The sequence below is a fragment of the Saccharopolyspora sp. NPDC050389 genome (genome assembly GCF_040655595.1).
Taxonomy (GTDB): Bacteria; Actinomycetota; Actinomycetes; order Mycobacteriales; family Pseudonocardiaceae; genus Saccharopolyspora.
Genome location: NZ_JBFAKG010000058.1, coordinates 1 through 17113, shown reverse-complemented (window position 1 = coordinate 17113; position 17113 = coordinate 1). Strand labels below are relative to the sequence as shown.

Below are 17113 nucleotides of genomic sequence, written 5' to 3'. Positions count from 1 at the left end.
GAGCTCCCCTCAGCGTTCCGCAACCGGACTCACCGGCGCACCATGCCCTGCAGCTGCGCTCGCAGTTCCGGCGTGAGCTGCCGGCCGACCCGCTCCACCAGCAAGGTCATCTCGTAGGCGACCAGGCCGATGTCGGCGTTCGGTGCGGCCAGCACCGCCAGGCAGGAACCGTCGCTGATGGACATCAGGAACAGGTAGCCCTGCTCCATCTCGACCACGGTCTGGGTGACCTCACCTGCTTCGAAGCAGCGCGCGGCGCCCTGCGTGAGGCTGACCAGGCCGGATGCGACCGCGGACAGCTGCTCGGCTCGGTCCCGCGGCAAACCCTGGGACCCGGCGAGCAGCAGGCCATCCGCGGAGACGACCACCGAGTGCGCCACGCCGGGGACGCGACGCACGAAGTCGGTGATCAGCCAGCTGAAGCTGTTGCTGCTCGTCGGTTGCTGCACGGACCCGTTCACTCCTGCTCCTCGGGACGGCTCGGATTCGAGCGGGGTGTTTCGGTGGAAACCGGTTCGGCCTTGGAATGCCTACCGCGTGTGACGCCCTGCTGGAAGTTCGCCATCCGGCCGCGCACGGCGTCTGCCGAACGCGGGGTGGCGGGCTTGCGGCGGGGGGCCTGCGGGGTGCGCGGGGCGGCCGAGCCGGGCACCAGGTTCGTCTTGGGCACGCGCTTGGGCAGCCCGGCCGCGGTGGTCTCCTGGACCTGCTGGGTCTGCAGCAGCGCCTCGGCGGCCCGCCAGCCGTCGTCGGCCGAGCCCCACCCGGGATCCGGCGTCGTGGTGCGCGGCACCTCGTTGACGACGGTTTCTTCCGCGGCGCTCGGCTGTTCGACCGGCTGCTCCGGCTCGACCGGCGCTTCGGCCGCTACCGGGGCCGCGGCCGGGGTCGCCGGCGTGGCTGGGGCGGCGGAGGCGGCCGAAGAATCGTCCACATCGGACTCGCGGAACCACTGCGAGAGCACAGCTTCGTAGATCGGCAGTCGTTGGGTCGGCGCATCGTCCATGTCCCAGGCGGCCCCTCTCGGCTCGTCGTCGGCGAACGCCGGCGGTTGGCCGTCGGTGCCTTCGACCGGGCCGCCCCCTTGGGCCCAGGACGCCGAGGCCGGCTCCTGCCGGGTTTCGCTGTCCGCGGCGCCCTCGGAGTCCGCGGTGCCGAAGAGGCCACCGCCCAGTCCCGATCCGTTCAGTCCGCTGCCGTTGTGCGCGGGATCGGCCGGGAATTCGGCCGGTACGAAGTTGGCCGTCTTCTCGGCTTCGAACGGGCTGTGGAACAAGTCCGCCGATCCGACGGGCTCGGGCGGCGGGCCGCACCGGCCGTCGAAGGAGTCCGCGAACTGGTTCCCGGTGCTCTCCTCGCTCGGCCACTCCTCGGCGCGGACATCGTCGTCCGCGGGCGCCTTCGACGCATCCTCCCACTCCGGAACGTCGGTGGCGCCGAACGAATCGCCGTTGGAAACGGTCACCGAGTACTGGGTCGACAGCTCGGTGTCGTCGACTTCCGGTTCGTCTTCTTGCTGCGGCATCGGCGTGAACGCCGTGGCCTGCTCGATGCCGGCCAGCGACGGCAGCGGCGCGCGCTCGGTGGGCGGGTCGATCCCGCGGTCGGAGCCGGCGGGGCGACCGCCGAAGGCGGCGGCCAGGCCGAGGTGCGTGCCGGTCTCGCTGAGCTCAGAGCGCCGCTCCTCGGCGAGCGCCGCGCGCGGCACGTCGGGCATCGGCTTCGGGCCGTCCGGCGTCAGCTGGACGACGAACTCGCCCGCCAGGTGCACCGTGGCGGTGACGCCGCCTTCCAGGTTGTCGTTGTTGTGCAGCTCGACCCCGATGTCGTGGCGCCGGGCCAGCTGCCCGACCACGAACAGGCCCATCCGGCGGGACACCGCGACGTCGATCTCCGGCGGCCGGGTGAGCCGGTCGTTGATCTCGTCGATCTCGCTGGCGTCGATGCCCACGCCGCGGTCGCGGATCTCGATGACGAGTTCCTGCCTGCGGTAGGCGGTGCGGACGGTGACCTCGGTGTCCGGGTTGGAGAACACCGTGGCGTTCTCCAGCAGCTCGGCGACCAGGTGCACGAAGTCGTTGACCACCCGGCCCTGGATGGCCAGGTCGGGCGCGTCGACCACGGCGACCCGCGCGTACTGCTCGACCTCGGACACCGCGGCGCCGAGCACCTCGTTGAGCGGCACCGGGCGCATCATCCGGCGGGTCAGGTCGGTGCCGCCGAGGATCAGCAGGTTCTCGTTGTTCCGGCGCATGCGGGTCGCCAGGTGGTCCAGCTCGAACAGGCTGCTCAGCTGGTCCGGGTCCTGCTCGTCCTGCTCCAGCCGGTCGATCAGGGCCAGCTGCCGCTGCACGAGGGTCTGGCTGCGGCGCGCCAGGTTGACGAACAGGTCGTTGACGTTGGTGCGCAGCAGCGCCTGCTCGGCGGCCAGCCGCAGCGCCTGCTGGTGCACCGCGTCGAAGGTGCGGGCCACCTGCCCGATCTCCTCGCTGGAGTGCACCGGCACCGGCGGCACCGTGATCTGGGTGGCGGCGCTCGGGTTCTCGTTCACCTTGTCGATCGCTTCGGGCAGGCTCTTCTGCGCGATCTCCAGGGCTCCGTAGCGGAGGGTGCGCAGCGGCCGCAGCATCGAGCGCGCGATGTAGGCCGCGACGCCGAAGGCGACCACCAGCAGCAGCAACAGCAGCGCCGAGTCGCGGACCAGCGACCACCAGGCGGAATCGGCGAGTTCGGTGGCGTCGTCGTGGAAGTCGGCGAGCACCGAGTCCTCCACCGAGCGGACCAGGTCGGTGCGCTTGCCCGACTGCGTGCCCCACTCCAGCGGGTTGATGCCCAGCGATTCCGGGCGGTTCGCCGATTGCCTGCGCTCGGCCGCGATCAGCGCGCTCTGCTCGATCTGCTCCGAGTCGTCCACCTCGGCGCCGGCGACCCGCGCCGCGTAGAGGGCGCGCTGCTCGGGCGTGGCGGCGTTCTCGAACTCCGCGTAGGCGGCCTCGAACCGGGCGTTCGCGGCGCGGACCGCGTCGGTCTGCCCGGTGAGGAAGCGGTCGAGCAGCCCGGCGCTGAGCAGGATCGAGCGCTGCTGGGCGAGCTGCTCCTTGGCCCGGCCGAGCGCTTCGGCGGCGCGGGCGGTCTGGCTGACCTGCGTGTTGACCGCGGAGGTGGCGACCATCCGGTTGATCTGCAGCAGGTTGTCGAGCACCGAGTTGTAGGCGACCAACGTTTGCGGGCCGGTGAAGCGGTCGTTGACGGTGCTGCGCAGGGCGCCGAGGCTGGTGAGCCGGTGGGTGGCGCTCTGGTAGGCGTTGCGGACCTCCGGGGAGAAGTCCTCCACTCGGGTGTCGTAGGCGCGGAGCTGCTGGACAGCGGTGTCGACGCGCTGGCTCTGCGCGGCGTAGTCGGCGCCCGCGCTGCCGCCGTTGGCGGTGGTGAACACGATCGCGAAGTCGCGCTCGCGCTGCAGTTCGTGGGTCAGGTTCGCGGCCTGCTGGCCGAGTTCTACCTGCTCGACAATGGTGGTCAACCTGGACTGGGTGGCGAGGCCGTCGTACACCCGGATGCCGCCGACACCTAGTGCGGCCAGGGTCGGCACGAGCAGGACGGCGGCCATCTTGTACCGGAGGCGCCAGTTACGCAGCCACCACTTCTTGGACCGGCTAGCCGGTTCGGTGGCTGCGTCGGCTCCGGTAGCGGGGTCGTTGTTGAGCATCCCTGTTTCCTGCGCTGCGGCGGACATGTGCGACACCGCCACGGCTAGCTGCCTCTCCGCGCCGCGACAGTGTTGATCATCGTGCTGGGAACGTGCCCGCGATCCGACGCGGCGGCGCCAGGTACCCACGAGCGGGTCGCCGGTTCCTCGACTCGCGCCGAGCCCCCAACGACCCTGACTCTGTCAGCCGGGCTTGCCATCACACTCCCTGGTCACAACGTGCATCCCCCGAAGCAGAGGTCAAGTCACCTCGACGGGCGAGACTATACTTAACTGGCCGTCACAAGTCAGGCCCCTAGAGAGAGAGTTCATCACTCGACAGAGTGGTATGAACAACACTGGGCCATCCGTGTGACCTGTGCCTAGTTACGCCCAGTTGTCGGGTTTAGTTCAACGTTCTACAGTTCAGGGGCACCCGCACCCCGCCACAGCCCGGGAGACGCAAAACTTCGCACAAGGGTCGAAACGCCCCGGCGCACGTGACCGACGGGACTCGCCCGTTTCGTGGCTCAGTCCACTGTGCACCAACGCATCTCCCGGACCTCCCGCGGGGTGAATCCGCGCCGTCTCGGTACGGCTGCGCCACCGACACCCCACCGCAGCCACCGCTCCACGTCGCGCCCGATGCAAGGAGGAACAGATGAGCCCCGCCCTCGCCCACCGCTCCCTGCCACGCAGGAGTCTTCTGAAGCTCGCCGGCGGCGCCGTCACCGCTGGTGCGCTGCTGGGCACCAGCGGTTGCGGGCTCCTCGGTGGATCGCAGGCGGAAAGCGGCGGCAACGACCTGGTGGAGAAGGCGAACCTGCGCGTCGGCGCGCTGCCGATCAACGACCTCGCCCCGCTGCACCTGGCCGTCCGCAACGGCTACTTCCAGCAGGAGGGTCTGACCGTCGAGATCGTCACCGCCCCGGACGGCAGCGCCGCGCTGAACAGCACCATCGGCGGCGACTACGACATCACCTACAGCAGCTACGTGCCGTTCTTCCAGGCGCAGGCCAAGGGCATCGCGGACCTGAAGATCGTCGCGGACTGCGCGTCGGCCACGCCGAACTCGACCGTGATCATGACCTCGCCGAACTCCAAGGTCCACCAGCCGCAGGACCTGGCGGGCAAGAAGATCGCGATCAGCGGCCCCAACACCATCACCGAGCTGCTGGTCAAGGCCACCATGTCCGCCCACGGCGTGGACTACGGCGAGGTGGAGTTCCTGGCGGTCCCGTTCATCAACATGCCCGCCGCGCTGCAGCAGGGCCACATCGACGCGGCCATCGTCACCGAGCCTTTCCTCACCCTGGCCGCCCGCAACAGCGGCGCCGTGCCGGTGGTGGACACCTCCACCGGTCCGCTGGAGGACCTGCCGCTGACCGGCTACGGGGCGACCGCGAAGTTCTGCGAGGAGAACCCCAAGACCGTCGCGGCGTTCCAGCGGGCGATGGACCGCGCCGTCGCCGAGGCGCAGGACCGCAGCAAGATCGAGCCGCTGCTTCCGGAATTCGCCAAGATCGACAAGGACACCGCGGCGATCATCACGCTGCTGAAGTTCAACTCGCGCGCCGACGCCACCCGCCTGCAGCGGGTGCCGCGCCTGATGAAGGACTTCGGCTTCATCACCACCGACCTGGACGTCGCCAGCATGATCGCGGCGCCGCCGCAGGCCTGACGTTCTCGCTGGTCGCGCCGCCCGTGCGTGTTTTGTGTCGCCATAGCAGCACAAAACACGCACGGCTAGCTGGCCAGGCGGAGCGAGCCGTTGGTCCAGACGACATTCCGCGTTCGCTCGAATTGCCCAGCGAAATTCAGCTCACCGTCACAATTCGCCCCGAGCCTTGGTCCGGGTGGCGTGAATCACGACACGCTTCTGAGTGACTGGTGACAACGAGCTAATTACGCCTGGTTGTCGCATGTGGTCCGACCTTCTACAGTTCGGGGCACCAAGACCCGCCACCGCACCGGGAGAAACGACGCACCGCCGCCGGGACGCGGCACCACAGCGCCCGGAGTCGTTGCTTCACCCGCCTTTCCTCCCGGGTCATCATCGCGACGACGCTGGCCACCCCGCACCAGCAACACCCCGTGGCAGCGGAAGTCGACGCCGACCCGTACCACTCCCGGCGCACGGCACAACGGAACACGCGCACCGCACCCCGATGCCAGGAGGATCCAGATGAGTTCCCTTCCCCGCGCCCTTCCACGCCGCAACCTGTTGAAACTCGCCGGCGGGATGGTCACGGCAGGCGCCCTGATGGGCACCAGCGGTTGCGGACTCCTGGGCGGATCAGAGGAGCAGCAGGGCGGCAACGCCCAGGTCGAGAAGGCGCACCTGAAGATCGGCGCGCTGCCCACCAGCGAACTCGCGCCGCTGCACCTGGCGGTGAAGAACGGCCACTTCCAGCGCGAGGGCCTCACGGTCGAGATCATCAACGCGCCCGACGGCGCCACCGCGCTGAACAGCACCATCGGCGGCGACTACGACATCACCTTCAGCAGCTACGTGCCCATCTTCGCCGCCCAGGCCAAGGGAATCGCGCAGCTGAAGATCGTCGCGGACTGCGCATCGAGCACGCCGAACACCTGCATGATCATGTCTTCGCCGAACTCCAACGTGCGCTCGCCGCAGGACCTGGCGGACAAGCGGATCGCGATCAGCGGTGGCGGCACCATCTCCGAACTCCTGGTCAAGGCCTCGATGAAGGCCAACGGCGTGAACTTCGAAGGCGTCCACTGGATGCCGCTGGGGTTCATCAACATGCCCAACGCGCTGCGCACCAACCAGGTCGACGCGGCGTTCGTGGTCGAGCCGTTCCTGACGCTGTCCGCCCGCGACGCCGGTGCCATCCCGGTGGTGGACACCGCCACCGGACCGCTGGAGGACCTGCCGCTGGGCGGCTACGTGTCGGCCGCCAAGTTCGCCGACGAGAACCCCAAGACCGTCGCGGCATTCCAGCGCGCCATGGACAGCGCCGTCACCGAGGCGCAGGACCGCAGCAAGATCGAGCCGTTGCTTCCGGAGTTCGCCAAGATCGACAAGGAGACTGCGGCGATCATCACGCTGTTGAAGATGAATTCCCGCGCCGACGCCACCCGCTTGCAGCGCATTCCGCGGCTGATGCTGGAATTCGGTTACATCGACAAGGAAATCGACGTGGCGAGCATGATCTTCGCTCCGCCGCAGAGCTGAACTCGGGGAAATGACCAAAACACTCCGGGGATTGGTCGGCCTGTTGGGCTTCCTGGTCTTGTGGGAAGCCTTCAGCCGTTCCGAAATCGTCCCCCAGCAATACTTTCCGCCACCGTCCACAGTGCTCGCCCAGTTCGCCGAACTGCTCGGCGATCGCGGCTTCCTGCTCGACCTGATCGCCACGGTGCTGGCCTGGGCCATCGCGCTGGGCATCTCCATCGCCATCGCGGTGCCCGCGGGGCTGCTGCTCGGCAGCATCCGCTGGGTTCGGGTAGCGACCCGGGCGATCATCGAGTTCCTCCGCCCGATCCCGTCGGTGGCGCTGATCCCGCTGGCGATCGTGCTGGTCGGCGCCGGCCCGGAAACCAAGATCACCCTCGCGGTCTACGCCGCGGTGTGGCCGATCCTGTTCAACACCATCTACGCGTTGGACGAGATCGACCCGGTCATGGTGGACACCGCGCGCTCCTTCGGGTTGGGCCGGGGCCGGATCATGTTCACCGTGGCGCTGCCGAACGCGGCGCCGTTCGTGCTCACCGGCATCCGGATGTCCGCCGCGGTGGCGCTGATCCTGGTGGTCAGCACCGAGTTCCTGGCAGGCGGCGGCATCGGCCTCGGCAACTTCGTGCTCGACGCGAGCACCGGCGCCGGCCGGATCGACCTGGTGCTGGCCGGCACGCTGGTGGCGGGAATCGTCGGCTACCTCATCAACGAGGCGTTGGAACAGGTGCACAAGCGCGGTCTCCGGTGGAGCGCGGTCGATCGGGAGGCGGCGTGAACAAGATGCGCGGATTCCTGCAGCGCTGGGTGGTCTTCATCGGCGCGATCGTGGTCTGGGAGCTGCTCACCCGCGCCGCGCAGAGCCCGTTCTTCCCGTCCCCGACACAGATCGTCGGCGCGGCCGCGGAGAAGTGGTTCAGCGGACCGGCCTCGTCGCTGTTCCTCACCGACGAGGCGTTCTCCGACCTGCTGGCCAGCCTCGGGCGGATCGCCGCGGGCTGGCTCATCGCGGTGGTGCTCGGCGTCGCGCTGGGCACCCTGCTCGGCCGCTCCCGCACCGCACTGGACTACTTCGGGCCGCTGATGGCGTTCATGCGGGCCATCCCGCCGCCGGTGCTGGTGCCGGTCTTCCTGGTGCTGCTGGGCATCGGCACGCAGATGCAGATCACCGTGATCGTCTTCGGCGTGATGTGGCCGATCCTGCTGAACACCGTCGACGGGGTCCGCTCCGTCGACCAGGTCAAGGTGGACACCGCCCGGTCGTTCCGCATCCCGCGCGCGCACTGGGTCTTCGGCGTGGTGCTGCCCGCGGCGACGCCGAAGATCTTCGCCGGGCTGCGGGTGAGCCTGTCGCTGTCGCTGGTGCTGATGGTCGTCTCCGAGCTCGTCGGCTCCACCAACGGCATCGGCTACCGGCTGATGTTCGACCAGCGCCAGTTCGACTTCCCCGCGATGTGGGCAAGCATCGTGCTGCTGGGCATCCTCGGATACCTGCTCAACACCCTGCTGCTCGTGGTGGAGCGCCGCGCGCTGAGCTGGCAACCCTCGCAGGCGCACCAAGTAGTCGGAGGCTGAACTTCCATGACCGAAACAAAGATCATGCTCGACGTCTCCGGGCTCGGGCACCGCTACGGCGGCGCGAACGGCCACCAGGCCATCGCCGACCTGACGTTCCAGGTGCGCACCGGCGAGCTCGCCTGCATCGTCGGCCCGTCCGGCTGCGGCAAGTCCACCATGCTGCGCTCCATCTCCGGCCTGATCAAGCCGACCACCGGCGACGTCAAGCTGGGCGGCAACGCGGTCAACGGCGTGCCGGAGGACCTGGCCGTCGTGTTCCAGGACTACAGCCGATCGCTGTTCCCCTGGCTGTCGGTGCGGTCCAACGTCGAATTCCCGTTGCGCTCCAGGGGACTGAGCAAGGCGGAGCGGCGCAGCCGGGCCGACGAGGTGCTCGAATGGGTGGGCCTGAGCGCCGCGGCCAAGAAGTACCCGTGGCAGCTCTCCGGCGGCATGCAGCAGCGCGTGTCGATCGCCCGGGCGCTGGCCTGCCGGCCGGCGCTGCTGCTGATGGATGAGCCGTTCGCCTCGGTGGACGCCCAGACCCGCTTCGAGCTGGAAGACCTGCTGCTGCGGGTCCGCAAGCAGTTCGACAGCACGGTCCTGCTGGTCACCCACGACATCGACGAGAGCATCTACCTGTCGGACCGGGTCTTCGTGCTGTCGAAGTCCCCGGCGTCGATCGTGGCGGACCTGGAGATCCCGCTCGGTGACGAGCGCGACCAGATCACGACCCGCGAGTCGGAGACGTTCGTCCACCTCCGCAGCGAGGTGGCCCGCCTCCTCGACGTCCGCAGCGCCCACGCCCCGGCGGCGGCCGACGCCGCTCCGGCGGAGTCCGATGTGGAGTCCACTGCGAAGCAGTGGGCTGCGGCGGAGCAGGCGGAGGCAGAGAAGGCCGACGCCCGCAACTGACGAAGCCCAAGGGCGCCTCTTGCCGATCTGCTCGGCGAGAGGCGCCCTTCGCGCTTCACCCAAGACCCATCGGTCCGATGTGGACGAATGGTTCCGCAGGTCACGGCCCGTGTGTACTTTGTGTCGCTATAGCAGCTGTTTTGGATGTGGTGACGTGCGGATGTGGTAACGCGGGCGTTTTGTCGTTGAAGCGGCGCAGCCGCTTAGCCCACCCTCGCAACCGGCACCGCCGCGGGTTCTCAGAGGTCTTCTCGCGAGGACAGCCCCGACGCGACGTATTGGACATACGTGTGTCGGGGATCCCACAGCGAGAAGACCTCTGAGGTTCCGCCACCCGCACCACTACGCAGGACGAGTTTGGAAACAGGCTCTATAGCAGCAGAAAGTACACACGGGGCCCGACCAGGCGGATCAGTACAGGTAGCGCTGGCCCGGGTCGACCTTGACGTGCAGCAGGGTCGGGCCCGTCTTGCCGGCGAACTCCTCCGCGAGTGCCGCGTCGAGTTCCGCCGGCGTCTGCACCAGCTTCGCCGGGCAGCCCAGGCTGGTCGCCAGCGCGCCGAAGTCGATGCCGCCGAGCTCCACGCCCGGCAGCTTGTCGCCGCCCGCCGCCTCGCCCAGCACCGCCACCGCCGCGTACCGCGAGTTGTCCATGATCACGAACGTGACCGGCGCCTGCTCGCGGACCGCCGACCACACCGACTGGATCCCGTACATGCTGGAGCCGTCGCCGATCAGCGCGACCGTGCGCCGCGACGGGTCCGCCAACGCCACCCCGACCGCCGCGCCGATGCCGTACCCGAGCGCGCCGGAGAACCCGGTGAAGAACCCGCCGTCGGTGGACCGGATCGGGAAGTGCTCGTGCAAGTCGTTGCGGTGGCTGGGAGTTTCCTCCACCACGGCCGTGTCCGCGGGCAGCACCTCGGCGATCGTGTCGAAGACGTACGCCGCGGTCATCGGCGTCGACGCGGTCGGCTTGGCCGGCCGCGCGTAGCTCGTCGGCGCGCTCCGCTGCTGCGCCTCGACCTGGCCGTTGACCTGCCGCACGGAGTGCGCCAGCGTGCCCAGCACGCCGCGGCCCCGCCGGGCCCGGGCGAGCACGTCCGGGTCGTCGTGCACCAGGAAGATCTCGGGCAGCTCGGCTTCGTTCTCGCCGCGGTACACGTGGTAGGTGAACGCCGGCGCGCCCCACACCGCGACGAGGTCGTGCTTGGCGAGCTCCTCGCCAAGCAGTCGCTGCTCGGGCTGCAGGAAACCGGCGAACTGCGGGTGGTCCTCAGGGAACGAGCAGCGCGGCGACATCGGCGCCACGTAGACCGCCGCCTGCGTCTTCTCCGCCAGCTCCACCAGATCCGCGACCACGCCGTCGGCGTCCACCGCCGGGCCGACGACGAACGCCGGGCGCTCGCAGCCGCGCAGCGCCTCGGCCAGATCGGCGACGGCGGCCGGGTCCGGGGCGAAGCCGGGAGTGCGCGGGCGGGCGGTCACCGGCACGCCGGGCTGGTCCCAGTCGTCGGCCGGGATCGATACGAAGACCGGGCCGTACGGCGGGGTCGTCGCGAGCTGGTAGGCGCGCACCAGGGCCGCCGGTACGTCCTCGGCGCGGGCCGGCTCGTAGCTCCACTTCACGTAGGGCTTCGGGAAGGTCGCGGCGTCGGTGGCGCCGAGGAACGGCTCGTCGAACATCAGGGTGCGGGTCTGCTGCCCGGCCGTGATGATCATCGGCGTCCGGTTGCGGTAGGCGGTGAAGATCGCGCCCAGCGCGTGCCCCACTCCCCCGGCGGAATGCAGGTTGACCAGCACCGGTTCCCGGCGGGACTGCGCGTAGCCGTCGGCCATCGCGACCACCACGGACTCCTGCAGGCCCAACACGTAGCGGAAATCGTCCGGCCATCCGGTCAGGAACGGCACCTCGGTCGTACCCGGGTTGCCGAACACGGTCGTCAGCCCGAGTTCCCGCATCAATCCCCGGGTGATGTCACGGACCGTGCGGTCCTCGCTGCGCATCGAAGCCCTCCCTCATCGTGCGAACAACCCCGCTCACCTGCGGGGTTGCCCTGACACGACATCACATCGAAGGCCGCTGAACCAGATCGTCTTTGTCACTGTGCGGAAGGGCCTGTGCAGACCGTCCGCGCCGGATCCGGGTAAACCGTGCTCCGGCCAGTCCCGGGCGGGCACGCCGCCGCGCCGGCGGTGTTCGACGCCACGCCGGTGACGCGCTCGTTCGCGCCGGGTTCGCCGCAGCTCACCTTGGTCTCGATACCGGCCACCGGAACGCGCAGGCAGTCGCCGACCGCCACGTCCGGCACCAGGCACAACCGCATCCCGCTGGTGCGCCGGGTTTCGCGGCTGACCGTCGCGTATCCCGGCCGGCACTCCGCGGAGCCCGCGGTGACCTCGGCGATCAGGAAGTCGGATTCGGCGCTGCCGCAGTCGGCCTGCCGCCAGCCGGGATCCGCCGTGTGGGCGTCGGTGATGTCCACGCACTCCCCGGCCTCGGGCCGGTCGGCGCTGAAGGTGAAGTAGGCGCCGATGGCGATGGCGATTCCGATGGCGAGCACGCCGACGTAGACGACGCTGCCGACCACCTTCCCGGCCCGGCTTCGCGGCGGATGGCTCATGGATTCCTCCGGAAACGATCTAGCCGCGCAAACCTAGCCGAAATCGCGCGCCGACCACTGCCGATCAGCGGAAATGGTCCGTTTTAGGAGGAATCCGGGGGTCGTGAGCGCACGAGGGCGCTCACGACCGCTCACCTCTTAACGTCGCCGAAGCAGACGGTGCGCTCCTGGAAGACGTAGTAGCCCTCGCCTTCGACGCAGGCGGTCTTCGGGTCGGTGCCGTTGGCGATCCGGGTCACCTGGTCCTCGGCCGTGCTGCAATCGATCTTCAGCGGCACGACGTCGTCGGCCTGGTTGAAGGCCGTCAGGCAGTCGCCGGGCTTGACGTCCAGCTCGATGCAGTAGGTCTTGCCGTCGACGACGTTGGTGTAGTCGTCGTTGCAGGCACTCCGGTTGTTGCCATCCACGACGTCGACGATCTTGTAATCCGAATCCGCGGAACCGCAGCTCGCGGCGTTCATCGCGCCGCCCTTCTCGCTGACCAGCGAAACGCAGCTGCCGGCCTCGAACCCGCTGCTGGGGCGTTCGGTGGTGCGCTCAGTGGTGCGCTCAGTGGTGCGTTCGGCCGTGCGGTCGGTGGTGGGGTCGGTGGTGGGGCCGGCTTCGGTCCGGCCGCCGCCGCTGTTGACCGCCAGCAGGATGATCGTCACCACGATGCCGACGACCACCACCACACCGGCGCCGACCAGGCCGATGACCAGGCCGGTGCGGCTCTTCTTCGGCGGCATCGAGGGCGGCTGGCTGCCCGCGACGTGGCGCCAGAAGTCGTCCGAGGCGTTCGGCGGCGGGTACTGGCCCGACGGGTACGACCCGGAGGGATAGGACCCCGAGGGGCCCGACTGCGATCCGTACGGTCCAGACTGCGATCCGTACGGATCCTGCGGTGGATAACTCACTGCTCCTCCGTTTTTTGTTCGCAGAGAGCAATTTAGCCGAGCCCGTATCGCCACTAGTGCCCGAACGGGTGATAACGGCGACGGTGGAATACTGGGTGCGGAGTCCGGCCGGTGCCACCGGCACCGCTGATCACCTGCGAAGAAGCCGTCCGACCCGAGGGAGCTGCGCACCCGTGACCGACGGACCCCTGATCGTCCAGTCCGACAAGACCCTGCTGCTGGAGGTCGACCACGGCCTCGCCGACGAGGCCCGCACCTCCATCGCGCCGTTCGCGGAGCTGGAACGCGCCCCGGAACACGTGCACACCTACCGCATCACGCCGCTCGCGCTGTGGAACGCGCGCGCCGCCGGGCACGACGCGGAACAGGTCGTGGACGCGCTGGTGCGCTTCTCGCGTTACCCCGTGCCGCAGCCGCTGTTGGTGGACATCGTCGAGACGATGGGCCGCTTCGGCCGCCTGCAGCTGGTCAACGATCCGGCGCACGGCCTGGTGCTGAGCTCGTTTGACCGCGCGGTGCTGGAAGAGATCCTGCGGCACAAGAAGATCAACCCGATGCTGGGCGCGCGCATCGACGACGACACCGTGGTGGTGCACCCCAGCGAGCGCGGGCGGCTCAAGCAGATGCTGCTGAAGGTCGGCTGGCCCGCCGAGGACCTGGCCGGCTACGTCGACGGCGAGGCGCACCCGATCGCGCTGCAGCAGGACGGCTGGACGCTGCGCGACTACCAGCAGCAGGCCGTGCAGTCGTTCTGGGCGGGCGGTTCGGGCGTCGTGGTGCTGCCCTGCGGCGCGGGCAAGACGCTGGTCGGCGCGGCGGCGATGGCCGAGGCGCAGGCGACCACGTTGATCCTGGTCACCAACACCGTCGCCGGGCGGCAGTGGAAGCGCGAACTGATCGAGCGGACCTCGCTGACCGAGGAGGAGATCGGCGAGTACTCCGGGGAGAAGAAGGAGATCCGGCCGGTCACCATCGCGACCTACCAGGTGATCACCCGCCGCTCCAAGGGCGAGTACAAGCACCTGGAGCTGTTCGACTCCCGCGACTGGGGGCTGGTGGTCTACGACGAGGTGCACCTGCTGCCCGCGCCCGTGTTCCGGATGACCGCCGACCTGCAGTCCCGGCGGCGCCTCGGGCTCACGGCGACGCTGGTCCGCGAGGACGGCCGGGAGGGCGACGTGTTCTCCCTGATCGGGCCCAAGCGCTACGACGCGCCGTGGAAGGACATCGAGGCGCAGGGCTGGATCGCGCCGGCCGAGTGCATCGAGGTCCGGGTGACGCTGACCGACAACGAGCGGCTGGAGTACGCCACGGCCGACGCCGACGAGCGCTACAAGATGTGCTCGACGGCGCGCACCAAGGCCCCGGTGGTCAAGGCGATCCTGGACCGGCACCCGGGCGAACCCGCCCTGGTCATCGGCGCCTACCTGGAGCAGCTGCACGAGCTGGGCGAGGCGCTTGACGCGCCGATCGTGGAGGGCTCGACGAAGAACAAGGAGCGCGAGGAGCTGTTCGACGCGTTCCGGCGCGGCGAGATCAACCGGCTCGTGGTGTCGAAGGTGGCGAACTTCTCCATCGACCTGCCGGAGGCGTCGGTCGCGGTGCAGGTGTCCGGGACGTTCGGCTCGCGGCAGGAGGAGGCGCAGCGGCTCGGCCGGCTGCTGCGGCCGAAGGCCGAGCGCAAGCAGGCGCACTTCTACTCGGTGGTGTCGCGGGACACCCTGGACACCGACTACGCCGCGCACCGGCAGCGCTTCCTCGCCGAGCAAGGCTACGCGTACAAGATCGTCGACGCCGACGACCTGCTCGGGCCGGCGATCCCGGACGTCGGGTGACGACAATTGGGGGACACACCCGGTCGGCTGTCATCCAAAAGTGTCCGAGTTCGGCTCCGCAGCCGCTACCGTTGCGATGAACGCACGCAGCACCCGAATCGCTGCTCAGGCAGGTCGCCCCGGGGCCGAGGTGCGCCCGCGGGCCTGCGGGCGCGAGGAGGAACGCAGGTGCGGGTGTCCCGCAAGATGCTGGAGGCGTCATGAGCGAAACTTCGCCATTCCTCGCTCATGCGAGCCGGCCTGATGCCGGTGTCGAGCAAGATACTGGAGATCGGATGGCCACCGAGCAGGAACGCGCGGCGATGGGCGGCGCGCACCGGTTCGTCGGACTCGCGGAAAGCCTCGAACGCCACGCCGGGACCCCGACCGGGGCCGAACCACCGAACGTGCACGGCACCAACCGCGGCTACGGGCTGGTGTTCTTCCACCTGCAGCAATACCACCTGACCACGGTGATCAGCACCGGGCTGCGCTTCCAGCCGCTGGGCGCCGAACCCGCCCAGGAGCTCGCCTGCACGGTCTACAAGGAGCAGGCCGAGGCCGCCCGGCACCTGGTCGACCTCACCGCCGAGCTGCTGGTGCAGCAGCGCACCCACCTGGTGCCGGACCAGATCGTGCCGAACGAGCAGCCGCTGCTGCCGGGCACCGAGTTCCACGGGGTGCTGGCCAGCGGTCACCCGCTGTTCGCGCCGGAATTCACCAGGTTCACCGATCCGGACGGGGTGGAGCAGCTGCAGGTGTTCACGCTGCTGCCGGTCACCCTCGGCGAGCTGAACTACATCCTGGACAACGGCGTCACCTCGCTGCGCCAGCAGTGGGCCCGGTTCGAGGTGGACGTCTTCGACCTCGGCCGCCCCAGCGTGGTCTGAGCGCCGGTCGGCTGTCGTGAGCGGTTTGGATCGCCATTCAGGACCCGTGCGTGTTTTGTGCTGCTATAGAGGCTGTTTGAGAGCTCGTTTGCGCAGTGGTGCATCCTCGTTGGCTGGTGTGGAGTGAACGACCTGTTCGCCTCGATAGGTGAGGTGAACGGTCCGTTCGCTTCATCCATCCAACGTCGGCGGGCACCAGCTGGTGTGGGGTGAACGGCCCGTTCGTCCCGATAGGCGAGGTGAACAGGCCGTTCGCTTCACCGCTTTGAAGGCACAATCCGCCCTGCCACGACCCCACACCACCACATCCCAAACAGGCTCTACAGCGACACAAAACGTGCACGGATCCTGACCAGGCGGAACGGTGTGGTCAGACGAGCAGTTCGCCGCTGAAGACCGTGACCGCGGCGTCCCTTGATGCGCGGTGGTGACGACGGGCTGAAAGGATCAGGCCATGGACTCGGCGACGATCGACCTGGCGGAATTGGACGCGGTTCGGGTGTACGCGCTGCCGATGCGCAACAAGTTCCGGGGCGTCACGGTCCGGCGCGGAGTCCTGCTGAGCGGCCCGGCGGGCTGGGGCGAGTTCTGCCCGTTCGAGGACTACGACGACGCGCAGTCGGTGCCGTGGCTGCGGGCGGCCCTGGAGGCGTGCACCGAGGAATGGCCGGAACCGGTGCGCGACCGCATCCCGGTCAACTGCACGGTGCCCGCGGTGCCGGCGGAGAAGGCGGCGGCGATCGTCGCGGCGTCCGGTTGCGGCACGGCGAAGGTCAAGATCGCCGAACCGGGCCAGTCCGCTGGCGACGACATCGAGCGCGTGGCGGCGGTCCGCGACGCGCTGGGCCCCGGCGGCGCGATCCGGGTGGACGCCAACGCGGCCTGGGACGTCGACACGGCGGTCGCCCGCATCCGCGAGCTGGACAAGGCCGCGGAAGGCCTGGAGTACGCGGAACAACCGTGCCCGACGATCGACGAGCTCGCCGCGGTCCGCCGCCGCGTGGACGTCCGGATCGCGGCCGACGAGAGCATCCGCCGCGCCGAAGACCCGCTCCGCGTGGCGGTCGCCGGAGCGGCCGACGTGGCGATCATCAAGGCCACGCCGCTAGGCGGCGTCCGCCGCGCGCTGCGCGTCGCCGAGGCCTGCGGCCTGCCCTGCGTCGTGTCCTCCGCAGTGGAGAGCAGCGTCGGTCTCGCCGCGCAGCTCGCCCTGGCGGGCGCGCTGCCCGAGCTCCCCTTCGCCTGCGGCCTGGGCACGGTGGCGCTGCTCGACGGCGACGTCGTCGCCGACTCGCTGCTTCCCGTGGACGGCCACCTGCCGGTGCTCCGCCGTCCGCCGGAGCCGGATCCCGCGCTGGTCGCGGCGGCTACGCCGACGGCCGACGTGCAGCGCTACTGGCTCGACCGGCTCCGCCGGGTGCACGACCTGCTCGCGCAGCCGTGAGTCTTTTGGCATGGCCCCCTACCTGGCGACTCGCCGGCTGCTCTCGACGTGGTTCCTTCCGAGGACCGGTGAGTCCGTTGAGGGCA

Annotated in this window: 13 protein-coding genes; 8 read left to right on the top strand and 5 right to left on the bottom strand. The window is 69.4% G+C overall.

Features of this window, described 5'->3' with window-relative positions:
- Window positions 1–29: 29 nt before the first annotated feature.
- Complete coding sequence (locus AB0I53_RS31610; protein ID WP_093268627.1) at window positions 30–461, bottom strand: roadblock/LC7 domain-containing protein; 432 nt, start codon at window positions 459–461, stop codon at window positions 30–32.
- Window positions 458–3736, bottom strand: coding sequence for a sensor histidine kinase (locus tag AB0I53_RS31605; RefSeq protein ID WP_358611099.1), 3279 nt, complete (start codon window positions 3734–3736; stop codon window positions 458–460). Before AB0I53_RS31605 ends, AB0I53_RS31610 begins: the two co-directional genes overlap by 4 nt.
- A gap of 613 nt (window positions 3737–4349) precedes the next feature.
- On the opposite strand from AB0I53_RS31605, the gene AB0I53_RS31600 reads away from it, so the two are divergent.
- The 5 genes from AB0I53_RS31600 to AB0I53_RS31580 all read left to right on the top strand — a co-directional run bounded on the left by AB0I53_RS31600 (window position 4350) and on the right by AB0I53_RS31580 (window position 9359).
- Entirely contained in the window at window positions 4350–5369 is a 1020-nt protein-coding gene (locus AB0I53_RS31600) for an ABC transporter substrate-binding protein (RefSeq protein WP_358611096.1), read from the top strand.
- Window positions 5370–5873: 504 nt separating this feature from the next.
- On the top strand, window positions 5874–6887 hold the full coding sequence (locus AB0I53_RS31595; RefSeq protein WP_358611093.1) for an ABC transporter substrate-binding protein: 1014 nt from the start codon (window positions 5874–5876) through the stop codon (window positions 6885–6887).
- Window positions 6888–6897: 10 nt separating this feature from the next.
- Entirely contained in the window at window positions 6898–7665 is a 768-nt protein-coding gene (locus AB0I53_RS31590) for an ABC transporter permease (RefSeq protein ID WP_358611090.1), read from the top strand.
- Window positions 7662–8462, top strand: coding sequence for an ABC transporter permease (locus tag AB0I53_RS31585; RefSeq protein ID WP_358611087.1), 801 nt, complete (start codon window positions 7662–7664; stop codon window positions 8460–8462). The genes AB0I53_RS31590 and AB0I53_RS31585 overlap by 4 nt, the downstream gene beginning before the upstream one ends.
- A gap of 24 nt (window positions 8463–8486) precedes the next feature.
- Complete coding sequence (locus tag AB0I53_RS31580) at window positions 8487–9359, top strand: ABC transporter ATP-binding protein (protein WP_358611221.1); 873 nt, start codon at window positions 8487–8489, stop codon at window positions 9357–9359.
- Between the two features lie 411 nt (window positions 9360–9770).
- On the opposite strand, the gene mdlC is transcribed toward AB0I53_RS31580, so the two are convergent.
- From mdlC to AB0I53_RS31565, 3 genes are all read right to left on the bottom strand, one after another.
- Window positions 9771–11366, bottom strand: coding sequence for a benzoylformate decarboxylase (gene mdlC, locus AB0I53_RS31575; RefSeq protein WP_358611084.1), 1596 nt, complete (start codon window positions 11364–11366; stop codon window positions 9771–9773).
- Between the two features lie 95 nt (window positions 11367–11461).
- A complete protein-coding gene (locus AB0I53_RS31570; RefSeq protein WP_358611081.1) occupies window positions 11462–11983 on the bottom strand; it encodes a hypothetical protein in 522 nt (173 codons plus the stop codon).
- A gap of 131 nt (window positions 11984–12114) precedes the next feature.
- Complete coding sequence (locus AB0I53_RS31565; RefSeq protein WP_358611078.1) at window positions 12115–12711, bottom strand: hypothetical protein; 597 nt, start codon at window positions 12709–12711, stop codon at window positions 12115–12117.
- A 341-nt stretch (window positions 12712–13052) separates the two neighbouring features.
- Here AB0I53_RS31565 and AB0I53_RS31560 point away from each other — a divergent pair, with 341 nt between their 5' ends.
- From AB0I53_RS31560 to AB0I53_RS31550, 3 genes are all read left to right on the top strand, one after another.
- Window positions 13053–14714, top strand: coding sequence for a DNA repair helicase XPB (locus AB0I53_RS31560; RefSeq protein ID WP_358611076.1), 1662 nt, complete (start codon window positions 13053–13055; stop codon window positions 14712–14714).
- A gap of 275 nt (window positions 14715–14989) precedes the next feature.
- Window positions 14990–15583: a suppressor of fused domain protein gene (locus AB0I53_RS31555; protein WP_358611075.1), complete on the top strand. Its 594-nt coding sequence runs from the start codon at window positions 14990–14992 to the stop codon at window positions 15581–15583.
- Window positions 15584–16037: 454 nt separating this feature from the next.
- Window positions 16038–17027: an o-succinylbenzoate synthase gene (locus AB0I53_RS31550; protein ID WP_358611072.1), complete on the top strand. Its 990-nt coding sequence runs from the start codon at window positions 16038–16040 to the stop codon at window positions 17025–17027.
- The last annotated feature ends 86 nt before the right edge of the window (window positions 17028–17113 follow it).

Coding starts and splice junctions, on each gene's coding strand:
- mdlC (WP_358611084.1), bottom strand. CDS start 11,366: ATGCGCAGCGAGGACCGCACGGTCCGTGACATCACCCGGGGATTGATG.
- AB0I53_RS31605 (WP_358611099.1), bottom strand. CDS start 3,736: ATGTCCGCCGCAGCGCAGGAAACAGGGATGCTCAACAACGACCCCGCT.
- AB0I53_RS31600 (WP_358611096.1), top strand. CDS start 4,350: ATGAGCCCCGCCCTCGCCCACCGCTCCCTGCCACGCAGGAGTCTTCTG.
- AB0I53_RS31595 (WP_358611093.1), top strand. CDS start 5,874: ATGAGTTCCCTTCCCCGCGCCCTTCCACGCCGCAACCTGTTGAAACTC.
- AB0I53_RS31590 (WP_358611090.1), top strand. CDS start 6,898: ATGACCAAAACACTCCGGGGATTGGTCGGCCTGTTGGGCTTCCTGGTC.
- AB0I53_RS31570 (WP_358611081.1), bottom strand. CDS start 11,983: ATGAGCCATCCGCCGCGAAGCCGGGCCGGGAAGGTGGTCGGCAGCGTC.
- AB0I53_RS31580 (WP_358611221.1), top strand. CDS start 8,487: ATGCTCGACGTCTCCGGGCTCGGGCACCGCTACGGCGGCGCGAACGGC.
- AB0I53_RS31565 (WP_358611078.1), bottom strand. CDS start 12,711: ATGCCGCCGAAGAAGAGCCGCACCGGCCTGGTCATCGGCCTGGTCGGC.
- AB0I53_RS31550 (WP_358611072.1), top strand. CDS start 16,038: ATGGACTCGGCGACGATCGACCTGGCGGAATTGGACGCGGTTCGGGTG.
- AB0I53_RS31555 (WP_358611075.1), top strand. CDS start 14,990: ATGGCCACCGAGCAGGAACGCGCGGCGATGGGCGGCGCGCACCGGTTC.